Here is a 19,689-nt window from a genome sequence, read left to right on the forward strand (position 1 = left end):
GAGATCGAGCTTTTTTGAATCGTCGATTCCGCGCGGGAATTTGTCGCGGTCGAGCACGACGGCGGCGGCGACCACCGGTCCCGCGAGCGGCGCGCACCCAGCCTCGTCAACGCCGGCCAGCGGCTGCGGAAAGGGAAGTTCGAGCTTGAAACAGGGACGTTTCACGGCTGCCGACGATATTGGGCGCGATGACTAACCGGAAGTGGCCAAAGGAAATTTCTGTGGATCGATCCTCCCCGGAACGGGGAGGGGGACCATGCGAAGCATGGTGGAGGGGCCAAGACGCATTGCCGACCCCTCCGTCAGCCCTACGTGCTGCCACCTCCCCGTTCCGGGGAGGAACTTTCCATCCGCCAGGGCGGGAAGCGGCGGGCCTCACCGGCGCGGTAGAGGAAGATGGTGTTGCCCGATGGATCGCGGAGGCGCGCCTCGCGCCAGTCCCAGGGCTGGTTGCGCGGACCATGCTCGAACGGGATGCCCGAGCGCGCCAGCCGCTCGACCCGTTCGTCGAGATCATCGCATTCGAAATAGACCGCGACCGTTTCGCCAATCTCGGCCTCGGGATCGCACTGGACCGAGAAGGTCGCCGCGCCAGCCTCAAACCGCGCGTAGTTGTTCTCGGGGCTGTCGACGATCTGCTTGAGGCCGAGCCGGCGGTAGAAATCGACCATCTTGTCATAGTCTTTGCCGGTCACGGTGACCTGGTTGAGCCGGAGGCCCAGCCCTGTGTCGAGCCGCACCGCCTGGTGACCAAGCGGGCCATGCCCCTTCCCCAGCCCGGGCGCCTCGTGCAGTGCCATGCGGACGAACAGCCGCCCACGCTCGACCGACTGGACCAGGCCGAGACCGGCACCGAGGTAGAAGGCAATCGCGCTGGCCAGCGTGCAGCCGGTGCCATGGGTCGAGGTCGTCTCGATCCGCGTTCCCTGCCAGCTGGTCATATTGTCTTCTTCGATCAGCGCATCCGCGAGTGCGTCGCCTTCCTCATGGCCACCCTTGATCAGCACCGCCGAGCGATGGCGCGACACCAGGTCGAGCGCCGCCGCAACCTCGTCATCCTGTCCGGTCAAGCGGCGAAGCTCGGGCAGGTTGGGCGTGGTGATGGTGGCAACGTCCATCAGCTTGCCGAAGGCAGCGACGGTCGCGTCATCGGCCAATGTCGCGCCGCTGGTCGCGACCATGACCGGATCGAACACCACCGGCACGCCGCCGAGCTTCTCCAGCCGTTCGGCGATGTGCATTGCAGTGAAGGGCGATCCGATCATGCCGATCTTGACCGCGTCGACTCCGATATCGTCGATCACCGCGTCGATTTGCGACAGCACGATTTCGGTCGGTATCGTGTGAACCGCGGTAACGCCCTGCGTATTCTGGGCGGTGACGGCGGTGACCGCGGTCATCGCATGGCCGCCGAGCATGGTGACGGTCTTGATATCGGCCTGAATCCCCGCTCCGCCGCCGGAGTCGGAACCGGCGATAATCAGGATTCGCGGTGTTTTGGGCGTCATGATTCGGCCAATAGGCTCAATTCGTTAAGCAGCAGCAACCGCCTCGCAGATGCGGTCGACCAGCCGTTCGACCATCGCCGGATCGTCGCCCTCGGCCATGACGCGGATCAGCGGCTCGGTCCCGGACTTGCGGATGACCAGCCTTCCGCGCCCGCCGAGCTCGCTTTCCGCACCGGCAATGACCGATTTGACGCTATCCTGATCGAGCGGCGCACCGCCGTTGAAACGCACGTTCTTCAAAAGCTGCGGCACCGGTTCGAACACGTGCAGCAACTCGCTTGCCGGCCGGCCCTGCTCGACGATCGCCGCCAAGATTTGTAGCCCGGCGACCAGCCCGTCGCCGGTGGTGGCGTGATCGCTCAGGATGATGTGGCCCGATTGCTCGCCGCCGACATTGCGGCCCATGTCGCGCATCGCTTCCAGCACATAGCGGTCGCCGACGGCTGTGCGGTGCATGTCGAGGCCATGTTCGCCCAGTTTCCGCTCCAGCCCGAGGTTGGACATCACCGTCGCGACGATCCCTCCGCCGCGCAGCGCCCCGCGTTGCTGCTGCGACAAAGCGATCAGCGCCATCAGCTGGTCGCCATCGACCTTCTGGCCCCGCTCGTCGACCACGATCAACCGGTCGGCGTCACCATCCAGCGCCAGGCCGAGGTCGGCGCCTGCGGCCACCACCGTCTCGCACAGCACGTCCGGCGAGGCCGGGCCGCAGCCGTCATTGATATTGAGGCCGTTGGGCGACGTTCCGAGCGCAATCACCTCCGCGCCCAATTCCCACAGCGCGTCGGGAGCGACCTGGTAGGCGGCGCCATTGGCGCAATCGACCACCACCTTCAGCCCGTCGAGCCGCAAATCATCCGGAAAGGTCGACTTGGCGAAATGGATGTAGCGGCCGCGCGCATCGTCGATCCGCTTGGCCCGGCCGATGTTGGGCGCGTCGATCAGCGTCGCCTCTTTTTCCATCAGCCGCTCGATCTCGAGCTCGGCCTTGTCGCTGAGCTTGTAACCGTCCGGTCCGAACAGCTTGATGCCATTGTCGGCAAACGGATTGTGGCTGGCGGAGATCATTACGCCCAAATCGGCGCGCAACTCCTTGGTCAGCATCGCCACCGCCGGGGTCGGCATCGGCCCCAGCAGGACCACGTCCATCCCCACCGAGGTGAAGCCAGCAACCATCGCCGATTCCATCATGTAGCCGGACAGCCGCGTGTCCTTGCCGATCACCACCCGGTGGCGATGGTCGCCGCGCAGGAAGTAGGCGCCCGCCGCCTGGCCGACCTTCATCGCGATGTCGGCGGTCATCGGGCTGACGTTGGTCCGCCCGCGAATCCCGTCGGTGCCGAAATATTTCCGTCCCATGACCGCGCTGTAGCGCGTTTTTGTCGGGCCCCTCTAGCCGAAAAAGGCCCAGACGCCGACCGGCGGATTATGGACCCAGGTCGCTCCCAACCAGACTAGCGTGCCCAGCACCAGCGCGAAGGCGTCGGCCGACTTCAGACCCTTGCCGTAGGGCACAAAGCTGGTTTTGGCCTTCCACCCGGCCCACAGGTCGCCGAGCAGCATTTCCTTCTTTTTGTCCTGCTGGGCAGCGCCGACCAAAGCCAGAAAGGCGAGCGCGAAGCCCAGCACCAGGCTGGCCTCGGTCGGATTGACGATGGCGTGAACCAATGCCCACAGCGTGAAGCCCCACATCATCGGGTGGCGGGTGATGGCGTAGACCCCGTTGGGCTCGTCGATCTTGTCGATTTTCTTGCCGGGGCGCGGGAAGGCCGGGTTGCGCCGCAGCGAACCCATGAACAGCACCGATCCCAGCCACATCAGCAGGGTAGCGACGATCCATCCCGCCTCGCCCTCATCCCATAGCGGCATCGGCGCTTCGGCCGAAGCCGCCGGATAGGCCCAGATCATCCAGCCGAAGGTCAGCAGCGAAACGATCGTATAGGCGATCGTGAAACCCGCCTCGCCAAGCGCTTTGACCAGACCTGCCCGCAGCGGGTGCGACATCAGGAAATGGGTCCCGACAAACGCCACCGAGGCGGTGATCAGCATGGTCATTCCGGTCATTTTCGATAGGCCTCCGGCAATGCTTCGCGTTTCAGCGAGCGATAACGGTCGCGCAATTTAGTCTGGTGGTTGTCGAGCGGCTGGCGGACCCCGTCGATCCACACCGCTTCGGGTGCGCTGTTGAGTTCGAGCGGGTCGCCCGACCAAATCACCACATCGCCGCGTCGCCCCGACGCGAGGCTGCCAATCTCCTGCCCCAGCCCGACCGCTTCGGCCGGGCGCGAGCTGATCATCGCGAAGGCTTCATTCCAGCTAACTCCGGCCGCTCCCGGCAGCTTGCCGAGCGCCACCAGATTGCCGGCATATTGCCGCTGGTTGCGCTGAAAGCGCGTGTCATTGTCGTCGATCATCCCGATCGCGACCTTGACCCCCGCAGCGCGCATCCGGCCGATGTTGGATTGGGTCGCGGCCAGCATTTCGAAGCTGGCGGGGAGATCGTTGAGGGCCGAAGCGATGACCCACACGCCGGAGGCGGCAATCTTGTCGGCCACCGTCCAGCCCTCGGTTGCGCCGACCAGTGCGATCTTGAGCCCCGGAAATTCCTGGCGGAGCTCGAGCACGTTCAAAATATCCTTTGCCCGCTCGACATGGACCAGCAGCAATTGCTTGCCCTGGACCACCGGCACCAGCGCGGCGGCGTCGAACCGGGTCAACAGCACATCGTCGCGGCGCGCGCCGTCAACACGTCCTTTAAGGTCGCGTGCTTCCCTGAGCGCATTATGGAACAGCACGAAGGCGGTCGCCCGCGATCCGCCGGCGATCCCGGCCCCGCCTTCGCCCAGCTCGACGAACTGGAACGCCTTGGCGCGCAATACCGCGTCCATGTCGGCGCCGGTGTCGATCACGGCGCCCTGGCCGGCGAAGATATTCTTGCCGGCGACCGGAACCACCACCGCCCGCGTCACCCCGTCCGCGCGACCAACAGCGATCGTCGAGGCCTTGGGATTGATCGCCGGCGTGACGTCGATCGCAGCATTGAACACGCCATTGCCGCTGTCGGTGTCATCCGACCCGTCCGCGCCGAGGTCGACCTCAGCCAGGCCAAGCCGCGAGAAGCCGGCGACGATACCGGGCGTCACATATTTGCCGGTGGCGTCGATCACCTGCGTCCCCGCGGGCAGCTTCATCCGTACATTGCCAGCGGCGACGATCCGGCCGTCGCGGATCACCACCATGCCATTGGGAATCGGGTTCGACCCGTCGCCCAGCACGACCGTGCCGCCGGAAATGGCCAGCGTTTCAGCCGACACCGGCGAGGCAGTTGCCAGCAGAGCGGCGGCAATGAGCGCCCTCATTTCACGTCCCCCTCGCCCGGCTGGCCAAGCTCGAAGTCGCTTACCGGCCTGAGCTTGGGATTTTCGGCGTCGTAGAGCAGCGCGCCGTCGATCCACACCTTGTCGGGCCTGGTGTAGGCGCTGAACGGATCGCCGTTCCACAGCACAACATCGGCCATCTTGCCGACCTTGAGGCTCCCGGTCTGGTCGAAGATGCCGAGCGCCTTGGCCGGGTTGGCCGAAAGCCAGGTCCATGCGGTCGCCTCGCTGATATCGATCCCGGCGCGCTTGCCGGCGGCAATGGCCTTGGCCGCCTCCTGGTTCAGCCGCTGGATGCCGTTGGGATCGTCCGAATGGACGATCGCGCAGGCACCCGCGTTATGGACGAACGCGATATTCTCGTTGATCGCGTCATAACTTTCCATCTTGAAGCCGTACCAGTCGGCCCACATCGCCGAACAAATGCCGTTTTCCTTCAAGAGGTCGGCGATCTTGTAGCTCTCCACGGCATGGTGGAAGGCGCCAATTTTGTAGCCGAACTCCTTGGCGACATCGATCATGATCGCCATCTCGTCGGCGCGGTAGCAATGGTTCTGGACCAGGATCTTGCCCTGGAGCACGCCGCGCAGCGTATCCATCGCCAGGTCCTGGGCGGGAATGTCGCCGCCGGACTTCTCGTACTTGGTCCACTTGCGGTCATATTCCTTGGCCCTTGCCCAAGTCTGCCGGACGTAGGCGATGTTGCCCATCCGCGTCTGGGGCATCTGGCTCTTGGAGCCGTAGACCCGTTTGGGGTTTTCGCCGCAGGCCATCTTCAGGCCGTAGGGCGCGTTGGGAAATTTCATGCCCTGCATGGTCCGAGCCGGGACATTCTTCAGCACCACCGAGCGGCCACCGAACAAATTGGCAGATCCGGGCAGGATCTGCAGCGAGGTGATGCCTCCATTGGCCAGCGCGCGGGAGAAGCCGGGGTCCTGCGGCCGGACGCTATGCTCGGCCCACACCTCGGGCCGCGCCGGCGAGGTCGCCTCATTGCCGTCGCTCAGCGACTGGACGCCGGGTGAGGGATAGTCGCCAAGGTGGCTGTGGATGTCGATGATGCCGGGAGTGACGTACTTGCCCTGCGCGTCGATCACGGTCGCGCCTTCGGGTGCGGCGAGGTCCGCGCCGCCGACCGCCTGGACCTTGCCGGCGACCAGCAGCACCGATCCGCCGTCGATCCGCCCGCCCTCGCCGTCGAGGACGGTGGCGTTGCGGATCAGCGTCGGGACGCTGCCATAGGGCTGGTAGGTCGACGGGTAGGGATTTTCGTTGATCCGGATTTCACCGGGCTTGGTCTTGGCGGGCGGCGGGGCGACCGTCACGCACCCCGCCAAACCAAGGGCGAGGCCAAATGCCAACGCCCTGGCGAGCGCCCCCCGCATCGCCTATTTCACCCCGTGCATCAGATATTTGAGCGGCCATGCTAACAACAGCAGGACGCCGCCAAAGACGACTGACGCCCAACCGATGGTCGTGAACACGCCGGCATAGGTGTTGAGGCTGACCTGCAGGTTGGTGACCTGCCCGCCGACCGTCTCGACCGATGCGACCTGGGCGACGATTCCGGCGACATATTGCGCAATCGAGATCGACAGGAACCAGACGCCCATCATCATGCCGACGATCCGGGCGATCGACAGCTTGGTGATCATCGAAAGGCCGACCGGCGAGATGCACAGCTCGGCGACCGAATGAATCAGGTAGAGACCCGCCAGCCACCACAGTGCGACCTTGAAGTCGGGCCCGGCGAACTGCGTGCCCCACACCAGGAACAGGAAACCGGCGCCAACGCCCATCAGCGCCAGTCCGAACTTGATCGGGATCGGCGGCTCCAGCCCGCGCTTTGCCAGCGCATTCCACAGGATCGAGAACAGGGGCGCCAGCAAAACGATAAAGATCGCATTGAAGAACTGCGTCTGGCCCGCCGAGATCGAGAACCCGCTGGTGACGTGGAGATCGGTGTTGCGATCGGCGAACAGGGTCAGCGACGAACCGGCCTGCTCGAACAGCGTCCAGAAGACGACGTTGAACACGATCAACACCATCGCCGCGATCATCATCTGAAACTCGCTGCGATTGCCGTTGAAGAAGGACCAGATGAGGATCCCTGGAACCGACAGGGCGAAGGTGCCGAACAGGAACTTGCCCATGACGGAAAGGCCGAGCAGATACTCGCCGATGCTATGCGCTTCCGACGCCGAAGCCGACGAATTCATCAGGTTGGTGAACAGGAAATAGGCGATCGGCACCGCCACCGCGGCGCCAACATAAATGAACAAATCCTTGGAGCTGTCGGCCCCTTCCGGGCGCTCGCCATAGCCCGACAGGCGGCCGCCATCGAACTGGATCAGGCTCCACGAGAAAAGCATGCCTACCGCGGCCAAGCCGAAGCCCGCCCACCAGCCGACCGCGTCGGCAAGGAACGGACAGAGCAGCTGCGAGAACAGCGAGCCCAGGTTGATGCCCATGTAGAAAATGGTGAAGCCGGCGTCTCGCCGCCGGTCGCCCTGATCGTACAGCGCGCCGACCATGGTCGAGATGTTGGGCTTGAAGAAGCCGTTGCCGATGCAGATCATCGACAGGCCGATCAGCATGATCATCACGAACAGGGGCGAGCGATCGGCGTCGGCCTGGAAGGCACCCTTGGCGAGCGTCTGAGCGGTAGTTCCGTCTGCTTTCAGCAGGGTCACCGACCCATCGTCATTGCCCTGGACCTTGAGCCGGTCTTGGCCGGAAATGACGTAGCGGACCTCATCGCCGGTCGAGGTCGGGCGATCGACCGCATTTTCGACCACCACTTCATAGCGCTGGCCATCAATCGTGGCGTGCGGCTTGGCGGTGTCGCCGCCGAAGCAGAGGATGAAATAGCCGAGGCTCATCATGATCGCGCCGAACTTCACCGAGCGCTTGGAGCCAAGGTAGCGGTCGGCGATCAGGCCGCCGATCAACGGTGTCAGGTACACCAAAGCGGTAAAGCCGCCGTAGAGCCCGTTGGTGGTATTGTCGGAAAAGAGGAAATGCTTGGTGAGGTAGAGCGTCAGCAGGGCACGCATGCCGTAATAGCCGAAGCGCTCCCACATCTCGGTGGTAAACAACCGTGCCAGCTGCCGCGGATGGCCGAACCATTGCTCCCGGCTGGCTGGATTGCTGTGGCTGATATCCGGCTCGCGCGGATTATCCGCGGTCGGCGTGTCCACCATCTTGTAACTCTCCCCAAGAAACATTGCAGGCCGTCGATCGCGGCCGGTTGGATTTGAGCGGCACCCTAGCGGCGAAAACGCACATGTGAAGTCGATTGTTGCCAACGGGTTGCGCCGTTAGACGCACGACATGATTCTCAACGACCGTTCCTCCGCCCTCTCGCTTCTCCAGACCCGCCGCTCGGGAAAGCCGCGTGACCTGGTCGCGCCGGGTCCGTCGCAGGAGGAACTGCGGGAAATCCTCAGCATCGCGGTGCGCGCGCCCGACCATGGCAAGCTGGCTCCATGGCGGTTCGTGATTGTCGGCCCCAACCAGCGGGCAGCGCTCGCCGAATTGCTGCACAAGGCCCTGCCCGAATATGATCCTGAGGCAGCCGATGCCCATTTCGCCAAGGAGCTGGAGTTTGCCCACCAGGCGCCGGTGCTCATCGCGCTGATCTCGGCGCCGGTTCCGGATCACAAGATCCCGGTGTGGGAACAGCAATTGAGCTGCGGCGCGGTGGGAATGAACCTGCTGCATGCCGCGACCGCGCTCGGCTATGTCGGCGGCTGGATCACCGGCTGGCGGGCCTATTCGGAGCAGGTGCGCAAGGCGTTCTGCGAGGATGGCGAGCGCATCGCCGGTTTCATTTTCCTCGGCACGCCGGCCAACCCGCTGGAGGAACGCCCAAGGCCCGACCTTGCTACCTTGGTCCGCGAGTGGACGCCGCCAAAGGGTTGAACTAAATCCGCTTTGCTGTATTGTAACAGCATGACGCTTCGATCCACACATGAAAAGCCGGTTTACGTTCGCCTCCGGGAAGTGATCGCCGATGCGATCCTTGCCGGCCGGTACAGCGACGGCGACCCCCTCCCCTCGGTCCGCGCGCTGGCCGCCGAACAGGGCGCCAACCCGCTGACGGTCGCCAAGGCCTACCAGGGTTTCCAGGACGAAGGCTTCATTGTCGTGAAGCGCGGAGTCGGCATGTTCGTGGCACCCGGCGCGGCCGCCCGGCTGCGCAGCGCCCAGCGCGACGATTTCGTCAAGCATGAGTGGCCGGTGATCCGCGACCGCATGGCGCGGCTCGGCATCGACATGAGCGATTTGGTCGCTCAAGCCTAAGCGAGCGCCTCCGCCTCGACCGAATAAAGCAGTGCCGCACCGGATTCGGCGGCGGCGGCCAATCCCATCGCTTCGGGCACCACGCTCGCCAGAAAGTAGCTGGCTGCGGCTGTCACCTGGTCGTCGGCGCCTTCACTGCGCGCCAGGCGCTCGAGCAGCCAACCGACCGTCATCACCGAAACCATGGTCAGGAACGGATAGCTTCCCGCCAGCCGGTCAACGGGCGGCGAAGCCCGCAGCGTCGCCGCCGCCACCTCGACCGCGTCAGTCAGCGCGACCAGGCGCAAATCCTGAGTTTCCGCTTCGATGTCGGCAATCAACCCGTCGAGCGCCAGGCCGCCGTCGAGTCCCAGCTTGCGGCCAACCAGGTCCGCGGCCTGGATGCCATTGGTCCCCTCATAGATCGAGGCAATCCGCGCATCCCTGAGATGCTGGGCGGCGCCGGTCTCCTCGATATAGCCCATGCCGCCATGGACCTGGATGCCGAGGCTGGCGACTTCGATCCCGATATCGGTGCACCATGCCTTGACCAGCGGCGTCAGCACCTCGGCTCGAAGCCCGGCACCGGCATCGCCGCGCGCCGCCCGGTCGACCTGGCCGAAGGCATAGTAGGCTAGCGCCCGCGCGCCCATGGTCAGCGCCCGCATCCGCATCAGCATCCGCCGGACGTCGGGGTGATCGGCGATCGGCACCGGCAGGCGGTTGCGCTGTCCCTGCTTGCGCTCGATCGCATAGGCCACCGCGCGCTGGGTGGCTCGCTCGGCAATGCCGACACCCTGCAGGCCGACATTCAAGCGCGCATTGTTCATCATCGTGAACATCGCCGCCATTCCGCCATTCTCCGGCCCAACCAGCCAGCCGATCGCGCCGTCATGGTCGCCATAGCTCATCACGCAGGTCGGCGAGGCGTGGATGCCCATCTTGTGCTCGATCGACACGCAGCGCAGGTCGTTGGCGCTGCCGTCGGGCAGCAGCTTGGGCACCAGGAACAGCGATATGCCCCGCGTGCCCTCCGGCGCGCCGGGTGTGCGCGCGAGGACGAGGTGGACGATGTTGTCGGCTAGGTCATGCTCGCCATAAGTGATGAAGATTTTGGTGCCCTTGATCCGCCAGCTGCCATCATCATTAGGCTCGGCGCGGGTCTTGAGCGCGCCGACGTCGCTGCCGGCCTGCGGCTCGGTCAGGTTCATCGTCCCCGGCCACTCGCCTGACACGATCTTCGGCAGATAGTCGCGCTTGAGCTCGTCAGAGCCATGGCGGTCGAGCGCTTCAATTGCGCCCATCGATAGCACCGGTAGCATTGCGAAGCCGGTGTTGGCGGCCTGCAAATCGTCCATCAGCGCCGCCGACAGCACGAACGGCAGACCCTGCCCGCCATGTTCCTCGGGCGCCGCGAGGCTCATCCAACCGCCTTCGACGAAACTGGTCCAGGCCTGCCGGAATCCCGCCGGCATGGACACACAGCCATTGTCCCAGCGCGCCCCGACCGTGTCGCCGACCGTCAATAGCGGCGCGAACTCGCCTTCGGCCAGCGCCGCGGCGCCTTCCAGCACCGCGTCGACAATCTCGGCATCCGGCCCGCCGTCGAGCTCGTCAATGGCGACAACCGCGCTCAGGATGAGGCGCTGATTGGATACCGGTGCTCGGTAGGACATGGCGGCTCCCTTGATGATGACGCCCTGGCGCTATAGCGGCAGCGCAATGGTCCAGACCACCCGCATAATGCCGCTCGATGACGAGGCCATCGCCGAGGCCACCCTGCTGGTGCTTGCCGGCGAGCCGGTCGCGGTACCGACCGAGACGGTCTACGGCCTCGCCGCCGACGCCACCAATGCCGAGGCAGTGGCGCGGATCTATGCCGCCAAGGGCCGCCCCAGCTTCAACCCGTTGATTGTCCATGTGCCCAATCTCGAGGCCGCGGAGAGGATCGGCCGCTTTGACGCCCAGGCCCGTGACCTGGCGCTGCAATATTGGCCTGGCCCGCTCACATTGGTCGTGCCGCTGCGCGAGGATGGCGGGGCGAAGCCTGTCCGGGGGACAGGCGAGCAGCGCCATGGCATTGCTTCGATTGTCACCGCAGGACTTGAGACCATTGCCCTGCGCGTCCCGGCCCACGCGGCGATGCAGGCGCTGCTCAAAGCATGCGGACGTCCGCTTGCGGCGCCGTCGGCCAATGCCAGCGGCCAGATCAGCCCGACCCGCGCCAGCCATGTGCTGGCCTCGCTCGGCGGGCGCATTCCATTGATCATCGATGGCGGCGCCACCCAGCGCGGGATTGAATCGACCATCGTCGCCGCGACCGACGGTTCGCTGCGCCTGCTGCGGCGCGGTCCGATCGAGATTGAAGCGGCGAAGCAGCTGGCCTCGAAGGCCATCGAGGCCCCAGGTCAGTTGGCCAGCCACTACGCACCGATGAAGCCGCTACGGCTCGACGCGACCGCGGCCGAGCCCGGGGAATATCTGATCGGATTTGGCCCGGTGCGGGGCGACGTCTCGCTCAGCGAGCGCGGCGACCCGGTCGAGGCCGCCGCGCGCCTGTTCGATTTGCTGCATCAGGCCGATGGCGCGCCCGCGGCGCGCATCGCCATCGCCCCGATCCCCGGCGACGGCATTGCCGCCGCCATCCGCGACCGGCTCAAAAGGGCCGCGGCGCCGCGAGTCTAGCTCACCTCCAACCTGGAATTGACGCCACCAAACTGAGACCTACTTGGCAGGTGCAACTGGAGCTGGTTGAGGAACCGGGACTGGCGAAGCTACGACCATTGGCGGCGGGGTAGCTGACTGCAGCGCTAGCTGAACGTCCTCATCAACAAACCCCTTAACAGCCGAGCCAACCGGTATTTTGGCGCTCGTGCCGGTCATGAAGAAGCCGGCTGGCAGAAACACAATTGCGGAGACGGCGACAGCGCCGACCCCTCCGGCAACACCCTTGTCATCGAATGCGCCAGTAAGTCGAATCTGACGTCCGTTGACCGTGACATACAGAATCCGTGCTCCGAGATGGCCCGACTTGCCCCACATCCCCTTGTTACGGACATCGGTGATTTCGCCAACTTCGGGGCTGCCGACGGGAATGACGGTCACACCTTGCACAATCACAGCTTCGGAAGTTTCCATTCTGAATCGTTGCCCAACGCGCAGCTTCTTGCCTTGGGTAGTCAGCTCTTCAAGCAGCCGCAAAGGCACTTCCGTGCCGACGCGCAACATGGCGTTGGTCGTTGCTGGAGCAGGTACCGGCGACGCGGCCGGCACTGGTGCCGTAAACGTCGCGGTTGCTTGTGCGAAAGCACTACTCGTCAGCGACGCGGCGATAGCCGCGCCAACAATAAAGTTTTTCACTTGATCCCCCTCTAATCCCGAACGATTCGGCAGGATCTAGTAGGGGATAGGCAATCTACTCTACAAGCCGTTGTAGACTTAGCCGGCTGCCGTTTGCTCCGACTTAACGCGCGCCTGAAAGCTCTTCCTGAGCTTGGCGAGCTTGGGCGGGATGACGGCGATGCAATAAGCGTTGCTCTGCCCCTCGCCGGCCCAATAGTCCTGGTGGTATTCCTCGGCCGGATACCAATCGCCCATTGGCTCGATGGTTGTCACCACCTTGCCGCCGTAGCTTTCATTCGCTCGCGCGACCGCTTCCCGCGCCTGGCGATCCTGATCGTTGCTCTGCGGGAAAATCGCCGAACGATATTGGGTGCCGACGTCGTTGCCCTGGCGGTTGAGCTGGGTCGGGTCGTGAATCGCGAAAAAGATGTCGAGCAAATCGCCATAGTTTAGCTGGTCGGCATCGAAGGTGATGCGGATCGCCTCGGCATGGCCGGTGTCGCCGCCGCACACCTGCTTGTAGGTCGGATTGCTAGTGTGGCCGCCGGTATAGCCGCTTTCGACCTTGTTCACGCCGACGACGTCAAGGAACACCGCTTCGGTGCACCAGAAACATCCGCCCGCCAGTATTGCAATTTGCTCGGCCATTGCCCGCGCTCCATTTGAGGATGAGAGCAGGAGATATGCAGCGGACGCGGCTGCTTCAACCAATGCCGATCACGAATTGGACCGATGCCGGATCGGCAACGACGGGTCAGCTGTCTCTGACTGAAGCCTTGAGCGTCGCCATTTCGAGGCGCTTGCCGATCCATTCCGCCAGCTCCTCGAACTTGAGCGGCTGGTCGAACACGATGCCGGCCTTGCGGTCGGAGAACCAGCGGATCTCGCCGCGCACCGGGCGCAGGCTTTCCACCACCACGACCACCTTCTTGCCGAGGCAATATTCCTCAATCGGCTCGACCTTCATTCCGCCGAGCGAAATGTCATGGACGTCGACCGTGTAATAGCTGTTCTCGAGCTTGACGTTGGCCTTGCAATTGACCTCGAGCCGTGGCGGGCGCGGCCGAAAGCCGTGGCGCGGCTTGCGGCCGGCCAGCAGCTCGCCGAGATCGATATTCTGGTCGAACTTGAAGCCGGCGGTTCCGTCGCGGATCCAGACCACGGTCGACATGATCTTTTGCGATGAAAGCTCAATCGAAACCGCTTCGCCGACCGTCACCATGTGACCGACTTCGGCCATCAGCCCGCCTGCCGAAACATTGCGGACGCGGATCAGCTGCTCGCGCTCCGCACCATCGGTCAGCTTGGCCACCCGCAGCATGGCGATCAACCGCTCGTCCGTACGGCGTTCCGACGGCCTCGGAACGGTCGTGCTCAGCGAGAAAGTGGTCGACTCGAAGGCGGCATCGTCTTCGCCCAGCGGCCGCTGGGTCTGCTTGCGCCGGATGAGTGAACCAAACATGTGGTGGCGTCTCCCAAAGCGAAGGAAAATCGCGTCAAACCGGGACATTAGGTGTATTGAGGTTAAAATCCCGTTTCACGCGTTTGACGCCTGTCGAGAAAGCTGATGTGGTTCTTCCTCCTCGGGGGCGAAAGAGTTGGGAGATCGTCTGGCATGGCTTTGCCGAGGTTGCTGCTGATTGATGACGAGCCGGCGCTGGCCGCGTTCGTGGCCAAGGCGGCTGACCTGTGCGGCTTCGAACCCGCCATTGCCGACCATGACAGCCAATTTCGCGAGAATTTCCACCAGCAGCGGCCGCAAATGGTCGTGCTCGACCTCGGCATGCCCGGCATGGACGGGGTCGAATTGCTGCGGTTCCTGGCTGCGGAGGGGTTCGAGGAGCCGGTGCTGATCATTTCGGGCTTCGACCGGCGGGTGCTCGACAGCGCATTCCGCCTCGGCTCCGCCCTTGGGCTGCAAATGGTCGGGCCGCTGGAAAAGCCGGCCCGGCTCGAAGAGCTTGAGGATATCCTCAACCAGGTGCGGCCCTCGCTGGTGCCATGATTTCGCAAGCCGACCTCGGCATGCTCGACGGGCTGGAGCGGGCGCTGATCAATGGCCGGCTGCGCATGGCCTATCAGCCCAAGATTTCGCTTTCAGATGGCAGGCTGCGGCGGGTCGAGGCGCTGGTTCGCTGGGACGACCCGGAACTGGGCGCCATTTCCCCTGCCCGCTTCGTGCCGCTGGCCGAACGGCACGGGCTGATCGACGAGCTGACCCAATGGGGCCTCAGGACCACGCTCCGCCAATGGCTTAGCTGGCGCGAGCAGGGCCTCGACACCTGCCTCGCCTTCAACATTAGCGCATTGAGCCTCGATCAGCTCGATTTTCCCGACCTGGTCGAGCGCATGTGCCGGGCGCTGGAAGTGCCGACCGACCGGCTGGTGCTCGAGCTCACCGAAGGCGCGACGCAGCCGCTGGTCAAGCTGATGGACACGCTGACCCGCTTCCGGATCAAGGGCATCGGCCTCGCCATCGACGACTTTGGCGTCGGCTATTCGACGCTGATGCAGCTCAGGCAGCTGCCGTTCACCGAGCTCAAGATCGACCGTTTCTTCGTCGACGATGCGCCGAGCTCGAAAGACAGCGCGTTGATCGTCAAGAGCATCATCGACCTGGCCCACGGCCTTGGGCTGACGGTGACCGCGGAAGGTGTCGAGACCGAGCCGCAGCTGTTGCTGCTCCGCGACCTCGGCTGCGACGTAGCCCAGGGCTTTTTCATCGCCGAGCCGCTGTCGCCCGACCAGCTGATGCCGTGGCTCGACCAGTTCGAGGAGCGCTGGCACCAGCTGATCCGCTCCGAACCGCAGCTGCCTTTCAAAGTGCCTCGGCGCTATATGGGCTAGGCGGTAAACTCGATCCCCTGTGCCAGGGGCAGGTCGTTGCCGTAATTGATGGTGTTGGTCGAGCGGCGCATATAGGCGCGCCAGCTGTCCGAGCCGCTCTCGCGGCCGCCGCCGGTCTCCTTCTCGCCGCCGAACGCGCCGCCGATTTCCGCGCCCGAGGTGCCGATGTTGACATTGGCGATGCCGCAGTCGGACCCGGCAGCCGATTGGAACAGCTCCGCCTCCTTAAGGTCATTCGTAAAGATCGCCGAGCTAAGTCCCTGCACAACATCGTTATTCAAGGCGATCGCTTCGACGATGTCGCGGTAGCGCAGGACATAGAGGATCGGCGCGAACGTCTCCTGGAGGACCATCCCCTCCTGCCGGTCGACCTCGACGATTGCCGGACGGACATAATAACCGCCCGGAACCGCGTCGACGCGCTCCACGTCAGAGAAGGCGCGGCGCATGCCCTCGAACGCGGCTTCGTCGATTAGCGGGCCAACCAAAGTGCCAGCGTCGCGCGGATCGCCGATTTTCACCCGGCCAAATAGTTCGCGGAGCCTTGCGACCAGCCCGTCGGCGATCGATTCATGGATGATCAGGCGGCGAAGCGTGGTGCAGCGCTGGCCCGCGGTGCCGGCCGCGGCGAACAGGATCGCCCGCTCGGCCAGCTTCAGGTCGGCCGTGGGAGCGACGATCATCGCATTGTTGCCGCCAAGTTCGAGCAGCGAGCGACCGAACCGCTGGGCAACGCGCGGGCCCACTGCCCTGCCCATTGCGGTCGAGCCGGTCGCCGAGAGCAGCGCGATACGCGGATTGTCGACCAAAGCCTCGCCGACCTCGCGGCCGCCCTGGACGCATTGGAGGAGGCCCTCAGGCGCATCCCCGAAGCGAGCCAGCGCCCGCTTGGCGAGCGCCATCACCGCCGCGGCGCACAGCGGCGTCTTCTCGCTCGGCTTCCAGATCACCGGATCGCCGCAGACCAGTGCCAGGGCGGCGTTCCACGCCCACACCGCCACCGGGAAGTTGAAGGCGGTAATGACGCCGACCGGCCCGAGCGGATGCCATTGCTCGATCATCTTGTGGCTGGGCCGCTCGCTGGCGATGGTCAGGCCATAGAGTTGACGCGACAGGCCGACGGCATAATCGCAGATGTCGATCATCTCCTGGACCTCGCCGAGGCCCTCCTGGACGATCTTGCCGGCTTCGAGCGTCACCAGCCGGGCTAGCGGTTCCTTGGCGGCGCGCAATTCCTCGCCGATCAGCCGGACCAGCTCGCCGCGCCGGGGCGCGGGAACGGTGCGCCAGGCAAGAAACGCCCGCTGCGCCCGCTCACAGGCGGCCGTGACATCGGCTGCCGTGGCCTCGGGCACAGTACCGATGGGCTGACCGTCGATCGGGGAATGGCTGGCCAATGTTCCGCTACTCGTCACGCCCAGCCGGGCAAGCAGTTCGCGGGCTTCGTCGGCGGGGCTCATGTCATCAACTTCCTGGCTTTGGCCATGGCTTCGACCCCCGCGTCGATGGTCTCATCGCGCTTGGCGAAGCATAGGCGGATCATGTGATGGGGTGCGTCCTGCTCGGCGAAGGCGGACAGCGGCACCACCGCCACCCCTGCCTCGGCGACGGCGCGCTGGGCGAAACTCTCGTCATCCAGGGCAATTCCCGACGCGGCGAGGTCGACGCACAGGAAATAGGTCGATGCGCTCGGCAGCACGGCAAAGGCGGCGGCTTCCAGGCCCTGCGTCATGCGATCGCGGGCGCGGGAGAAGCGGTCGCGCATCGGCTGCAGCCATGCGTCGCCGTCATTCATGCCAAAAGCCACCGCCGCCTGGAGGTTGGGCGCGGAGGCGAAAGTCAGGAACTGATGGGCGCGCGCTGCCAGCGTCGCCAGTTCAGCCGAGGCTGCCAGCCAGCCGATTTTCCACCCGGTCAGCGAGAAGGTCTTGCCGGCAGAACCGCATTTCAGTGTACGCCCGGCCATTCCCGCCAGCGAGGCGATCGGCGTAAATTGCTGCCCGTCGAGCAGGATATGTTCCCAGACTTCATCTGAGATCACGATAAGGTCGTGGGCAACGGCAATCTCGGCGAGCGTGGCCAGCTCGTCCTGGTCGTAGAGCCGGCCCGTTGGATTGTGCGGATTGTTGAAGATGATCGCGCGGGTCCTTGGCGAGATCGCTGCCTCCAGCGCCGCCCGTTCAATACGCCAGCCGGGCGGCGCCAGCGCGACCTCGACCGGGATGCCGCCTCCGCGGCGGATCAGCGGCACATAGGCGTCATAGGCCGGCGTGAAGATGATGGCCTCGTCGCCAGGTTCAACAGTGGCCAGGATTGCCGCCGCCAGCGCCTCGGTCGCACCGGAAGTAATGCAGATATTTTCGGCGCTTAGGTTCAGGCCCTGATGTCGATTGTAATGGGATGCAACTGCTTCACGTAGCGCTGGCAAGCCACGCGACGGGGCATATTGATTGGACCCATCGACCACCGCCCTGGCCGCCGCCTCCAAAATCTCGGGCGGCCAGCCGAAATCCGGGAAGCCCTGGCCCAGATTGATCGCGCCATGCCCGGCGGCAGCGAGCGACATGCGCTCGAACACGCTGGTCTTCATTTGTTCGTACAGCGGGTTCATCAAGCCTCTTCGCGGGTCAGAATCGCTTCTATCTCGGCGGCGCCATAGCCAAGTTCGGCAAGAATCGCCTCCCCATCCTGCCCTTCCCTCCGCGGCGGTTCGGGGCGTTCGAGGATCGTCCCGGAATAATGCGGCGCCGGCGCCGGCTGGTAGACGCCCTTGAGGTCAATGAACGTCCTTCGCGCGATATTATGCGGATGGGCCGGCGCTTCGTCGAGGTCGAGCACCGGCGCGATACAGGCGTCGGTGCCGGCGAAATGCGCCACCCATTGGTCGCGTGAGCGGGAGGCGATCACCGCCGCGATGTCGTCATGGCTCGCGCCGGGCGCCAGCGCCAATCCCTTGAACAGCGCCTCGCGGAACTGCGGTTCGATCGCCCCGACGCTGAGGAATTTGCCGTCGTGGCAGCGATAGATGCCGTAGGTCGGTTCGCCGCCGTCGAGCAGATTGGCTTCGCGTTCGTCGCGCCAATGGCCGGCCGCCCGCAGGCCATAGGTCAGCGCGCCGACCAGCGCCGCGCCGTCGCTCATCGCCGCGTCGATCACCTGGCCCTCGCAGCCTCGCTGGACCGCCAGCAGTGCCGAGACCATGGCGAACGCCAGCATCAGCCCGCCGCCGGCATAATCGCCGAGATAGTTGATCGGCACGGCCGGCCGGTCCTTCGGCCCGATGCCATGCAGCAGGCCGGTGATGGCGATGTAATTGATGTCATGCCCGGCCTCCTGGGCGAGCGGCCCCTCCTGCCCCCAGCCGGTCACCCGGCCGTAAACCAGCTTCGGATTGTCCCTGAGTAGATCCTCCGGCCCCAACCCCAGCCGCTCCATCACGCCAGGCCGATAGCCCTCGATCAGCCCATCGGCCTTGGCTGCCAGTCGCCGAACGACGTCGCGGCATTGCTCGCGTTTCAGATCGAGCGAAATCGATCGGCGATTGCGGAGCAGCGGGTCGTTGGGCACGCCAATCATCCCGGCTCGCTCGACGCGGATTACTTCCGCGCCATGGTCGGCCAGCATCATCGCCGCGAACGGACCCGGCCCAAGACCCGCCATCTCGACGATTTTCAGTCCGGTTAGAGGGCCTGCCATGCGTCCCGCTTAGCGGCCTGTCGCCAAGCCGCAAGAGGCGCTGGAGTGCGGAACGGCAAAGGTTTAAGGGCGTTCAGGCAACCAAGCGGCGGGATTCTCCGCGCCTTTGACGACGACGGGATTTTCCCGCTGCCCATGCGCAGCAAAGGAGGACCCCATGTCAATTGCCCCCAAGCTCCAGTTATTCCTCGACGAGGCCAAGGCCGACTATGATGTGGTCGAGCACAAGCCGACCAAATCATCGCTGGAAACGGCCAAGAGCTGCCATGTGCCGGCCGACCGGCTGGCCAAGTCGATCCTGCTCGACACCGACGATGGCCCGTTGCTGGCGGTGCTGCCGTCCGACCGCAAGGTCGAGCTCAGCGAGCTTCGCAGCGAATTGGGCCACAAGCCGCGCCTGGTCGGCGAAAGCCAGCTCAGGCAAGTCTTCACCGATTGCGACTTCGGCGCGGTGCCACCGGTCGGATATGGCGTCACCACGATCATCGATGACTCGCTCGGCAAGCAGCCCGACGTCTACTTCGAGGCCGGAGACCATCGGTCGCTGGTCCACATGGACCAGGGAGCATTCGCGCAATTGACGCGCTACGCCCGTCACGGCCAGTTCAGCGAGCCGTCGCTGGTCGACTAAAGCC

19 protein-coding genes and 1 pseudogene are annotated in these 19,689 nt (G+C 64.7%); 6 read left to right on the top strand and 14 right to left on the bottom strand.

The genetic code is table 11. The features are described from left to right. From Q0C64_RS01715 to Q0C64_RS01745, 7 genes and pseudogenes are all read right to left on the bottom strand, one after another. Positions 1-165 (bottom strand): annotated as a pseudogene (locus Q0C64_RS01715) (ribonuclease HII); the annotation flags it as partial. A gap of 143 nt (positions 166-308) precedes the next feature. Then, on the bottom strand, positions 309-1,508 hold the full coding sequence (thiD, locus tag Q0C64_RS01720; RefSeq protein WP_294120374.1) for a bifunctional hydroxymethylpyrimidine kinase/phosphomethylpyrimidine kinase: 1,200 nt from the start codon (positions 1,506-1,508) through the stop codon (positions 309-311). A gap of 24 nt (positions 1,509-1,532) precedes the next feature. Further along, positions 1,533-2,867 (bottom strand): phosphoglucosamine mutase, encoded by a 1,335-nt coding sequence (gene glmM, locus Q0C64_RS01725; protein WP_294120375.1) that lies wholly within the window; start codon positions 2,865-2,867, stop codon positions 1,533-1,535. Between the two features lie 33 nt (positions 2,868-2,900). Next, complete coding sequence (locus Q0C64_RS01730; protein ID WP_294120376.1) at positions 2,901-3,572, bottom strand: NnrU family protein; 672 nt, start codon at positions 3,570-3,572, stop codon at positions 2,901-2,903. Beyond that, the gene (locus tag Q0C64_RS01735; protein WP_294120377.1) at positions 3,569-4,867 is read right to left on the bottom strand and encodes an amidohydrolase family protein; all 1,299 of its coding nucleotides are present in this window, start codon (positions 4,865-4,867) and stop codon (positions 3,569-3,571) included. The genes Q0C64_RS01730 and Q0C64_RS01735 overlap by 4 nt, the downstream gene beginning before the upstream one ends. Then, on the bottom strand, positions 4,864-6,270 hold the full coding sequence (locus Q0C64_RS01740; protein WP_294120378.1) for an amidohydrolase: 1,407 nt from the start codon (positions 6,268-6,270) through the stop codon (positions 4,864-4,866). Before Q0C64_RS01740 ends, Q0C64_RS01735 begins: the two co-directional genes overlap by 4 nt. 3 nt (positions 6,271-6,273) lie before the next feature. Further along, positions 6,274-8,088, bottom strand: coding sequence for a peptide MFS transporter (locus Q0C64_RS01745; RefSeq protein ID WP_294120379.1), 1,815 nt, complete (start codon positions 8,086-8,088; stop codon positions 6,274-6,276). Between the two features lie 130 nt (positions 8,089-8,218). On the opposite strand from Q0C64_RS01745, the gene Q0C64_RS01750 reads away from it, so the two are divergent. Next, positions 8,219-8,809, top strand: a complete 591-nt coding sequence (locus tag Q0C64_RS01750) for a nitroreductase (RefSeq protein ID WP_294120380.1) — start codon at positions 8,219-8,221, stop codon at positions 8,807-8,809. A gap of 30 nt (positions 8,810-8,839) precedes the next feature. Next, positions 8,840-9,190, top strand: coding sequence for a GntR family transcriptional regulator (locus Q0C64_RS01755; RefSeq protein WP_294120381.1), 351 nt, complete (start codon positions 8,840-8,842; stop codon positions 9,188-9,190). Here the strand turns inward: Q0C64_RS01755 and Q0C64_RS01760 are convergent. Next, positions 9,187-10,845 carry an acyl-CoA dehydrogenase family protein gene (locus tag Q0C64_RS01760; protein WP_294120382.1) on the bottom strand — a complete coding sequence of 553 codons (1,659 nt, stop codon included), beginning with the start codon at positions 10,843-10,845 and terminating at the stop codon, positions 9,187-9,189. The genes Q0C64_RS01755 and Q0C64_RS01760 overlap by 4 nt on opposite strands. Positions 10,846-10,858: 13 nt before the next feature. Here Q0C64_RS01760 and Q0C64_RS01765 point away from each other — a divergent pair, with 13 nt between their 5' ends. Next, on the top strand, positions 10,859-11,854 hold the full coding sequence (locus tag Q0C64_RS01765; protein WP_294120384.1) for an L-threonylcarbamoyladenylate synthase: 996 nt from the start codon (positions 10,859-10,861) through the stop codon (positions 11,852-11,854). Positions 11,855-11,893: 39 nt separating this feature from the next. Here Q0C64_RS01765 and Q0C64_RS01770 read toward each other — a convergent pair whose 3' ends face one another. The 3 genes from Q0C64_RS01770 to Q0C64_RS01780 form a co-directional block, all read right to left on the bottom strand. After that, complete coding sequence (locus Q0C64_RS01770; protein ID WP_294120385.1) at positions 11,894-12,529, bottom strand: hypothetical protein; 636 nt, start codon at positions 12,527-12,529, stop codon at positions 11,894-11,896. Between the two features lie 78 nt (positions 12,530-12,607). After that, positions 12,608-13,159, bottom strand: coding sequence for a peptide-methionine (S)-S-oxide reductase MsrA (gene msrA / locus Q0C64_RS01775; RefSeq protein ID WP_294120386.1), 552 nt, complete (start codon positions 13,157-13,159; stop codon positions 12,608-12,610). Between the two features lie 106 nt (positions 13,160-13,265). Further along, positions 13,266-13,973: a PilZ domain-containing protein gene (locus Q0C64_RS01780; protein WP_294120387.1), complete on the bottom strand. Its 708-nt coding sequence runs from the start codon at positions 13,971-13,973 to the stop codon at positions 13,266-13,268. A gap of 153 nt (positions 13,974-14,126) precedes the next feature. On the opposite strand from Q0C64_RS01780, the gene Q0C64_RS01785 reads away from it, so the two are divergent. Together Q0C64_RS01785 and Q0C64_RS01790 are read left to right on the top strand one after the other, a co-directional pair. Further along, entirely contained in the window at positions 14,127-14,516 is a 390-nt protein-coding gene (locus Q0C64_RS01785) for a response regulator (RefSeq protein WP_294120388.1), read from the top strand. Further along, complete coding sequence (locus Q0C64_RS01790; protein ID WP_294120389.1) at positions 14,513-15,358, top strand: EAL domain-containing protein; 846 nt, start codon at positions 14,513-14,515, stop codon at positions 15,356-15,358. The genes Q0C64_RS01785 and Q0C64_RS01790 overlap by 4 nt, the downstream gene beginning before the upstream one ends. On the opposite strand, the gene Q0C64_RS01795 is transcribed toward Q0C64_RS01790, so the two are convergent. The 3 genes from Q0C64_RS01795 to Q0C64_RS01805 are packed head-to-tail and all read right to left on the bottom strand — an operon-like array spanning position 15,355 to position 19,054. Then, entirely contained in the window at positions 15,355-16,818 is a 1,464-nt protein-coding gene (locus tag Q0C64_RS01795) for an aldehyde dehydrogenase family protein (protein WP_294120390.1), read from the bottom strand. The two genes, Q0C64_RS01790 and Q0C64_RS01795, sit on opposite strands and share 4 nt — an antisense overlap. Continuing rightward, entirely contained in the window at positions 16,815-17,969 is a 1,155-nt protein-coding gene (locus tag Q0C64_RS01800; RefSeq protein ID WP_294120391.1) for an aminotransferase, read from the bottom strand. Before Q0C64_RS01800 ends, Q0C64_RS01795 begins: the two co-directional genes overlap by 4 nt. Further along, positions 17,969-19,054 carry a CaiB/BaiF CoA-transferase family protein gene (locus Q0C64_RS01805; protein WP_294120392.1) on the bottom strand — a complete coding sequence of 362 codons (1,086 nt, stop codon included), beginning with the start codon at positions 19,052-19,054 and terminating at the stop codon, positions 17,969-17,971. The genes Q0C64_RS01800 and Q0C64_RS01805 overlap by 1 nt, the downstream gene beginning before the upstream one ends. A 157-nt stretch (positions 19,055-19,211) precedes the next feature. Here Q0C64_RS01805 and Q0C64_RS01810 point away from each other — a divergent pair, with 157 nt between their 5' ends. Next, complete coding sequence (locus Q0C64_RS01810) at positions 19,212-19,685, top strand: YbaK/EbsC family protein (RefSeq protein ID WP_294120393.1); 474 nt, start codon at positions 19,212-19,214, stop codon at positions 19,683-19,685. Positions 19,686-19,689: the final 4 nt, after the last annotated feature.

Source organism: Sphingomonas sp. (assembly GCF_023266535.1).
In the GTDB taxonomy this organism is placed as follows: domain Bacteria; phylum Pseudomonadota; class Alphaproteobacteria; order Sphingomonadales; family Sphingomonadaceae; genus Sphingomicrobium.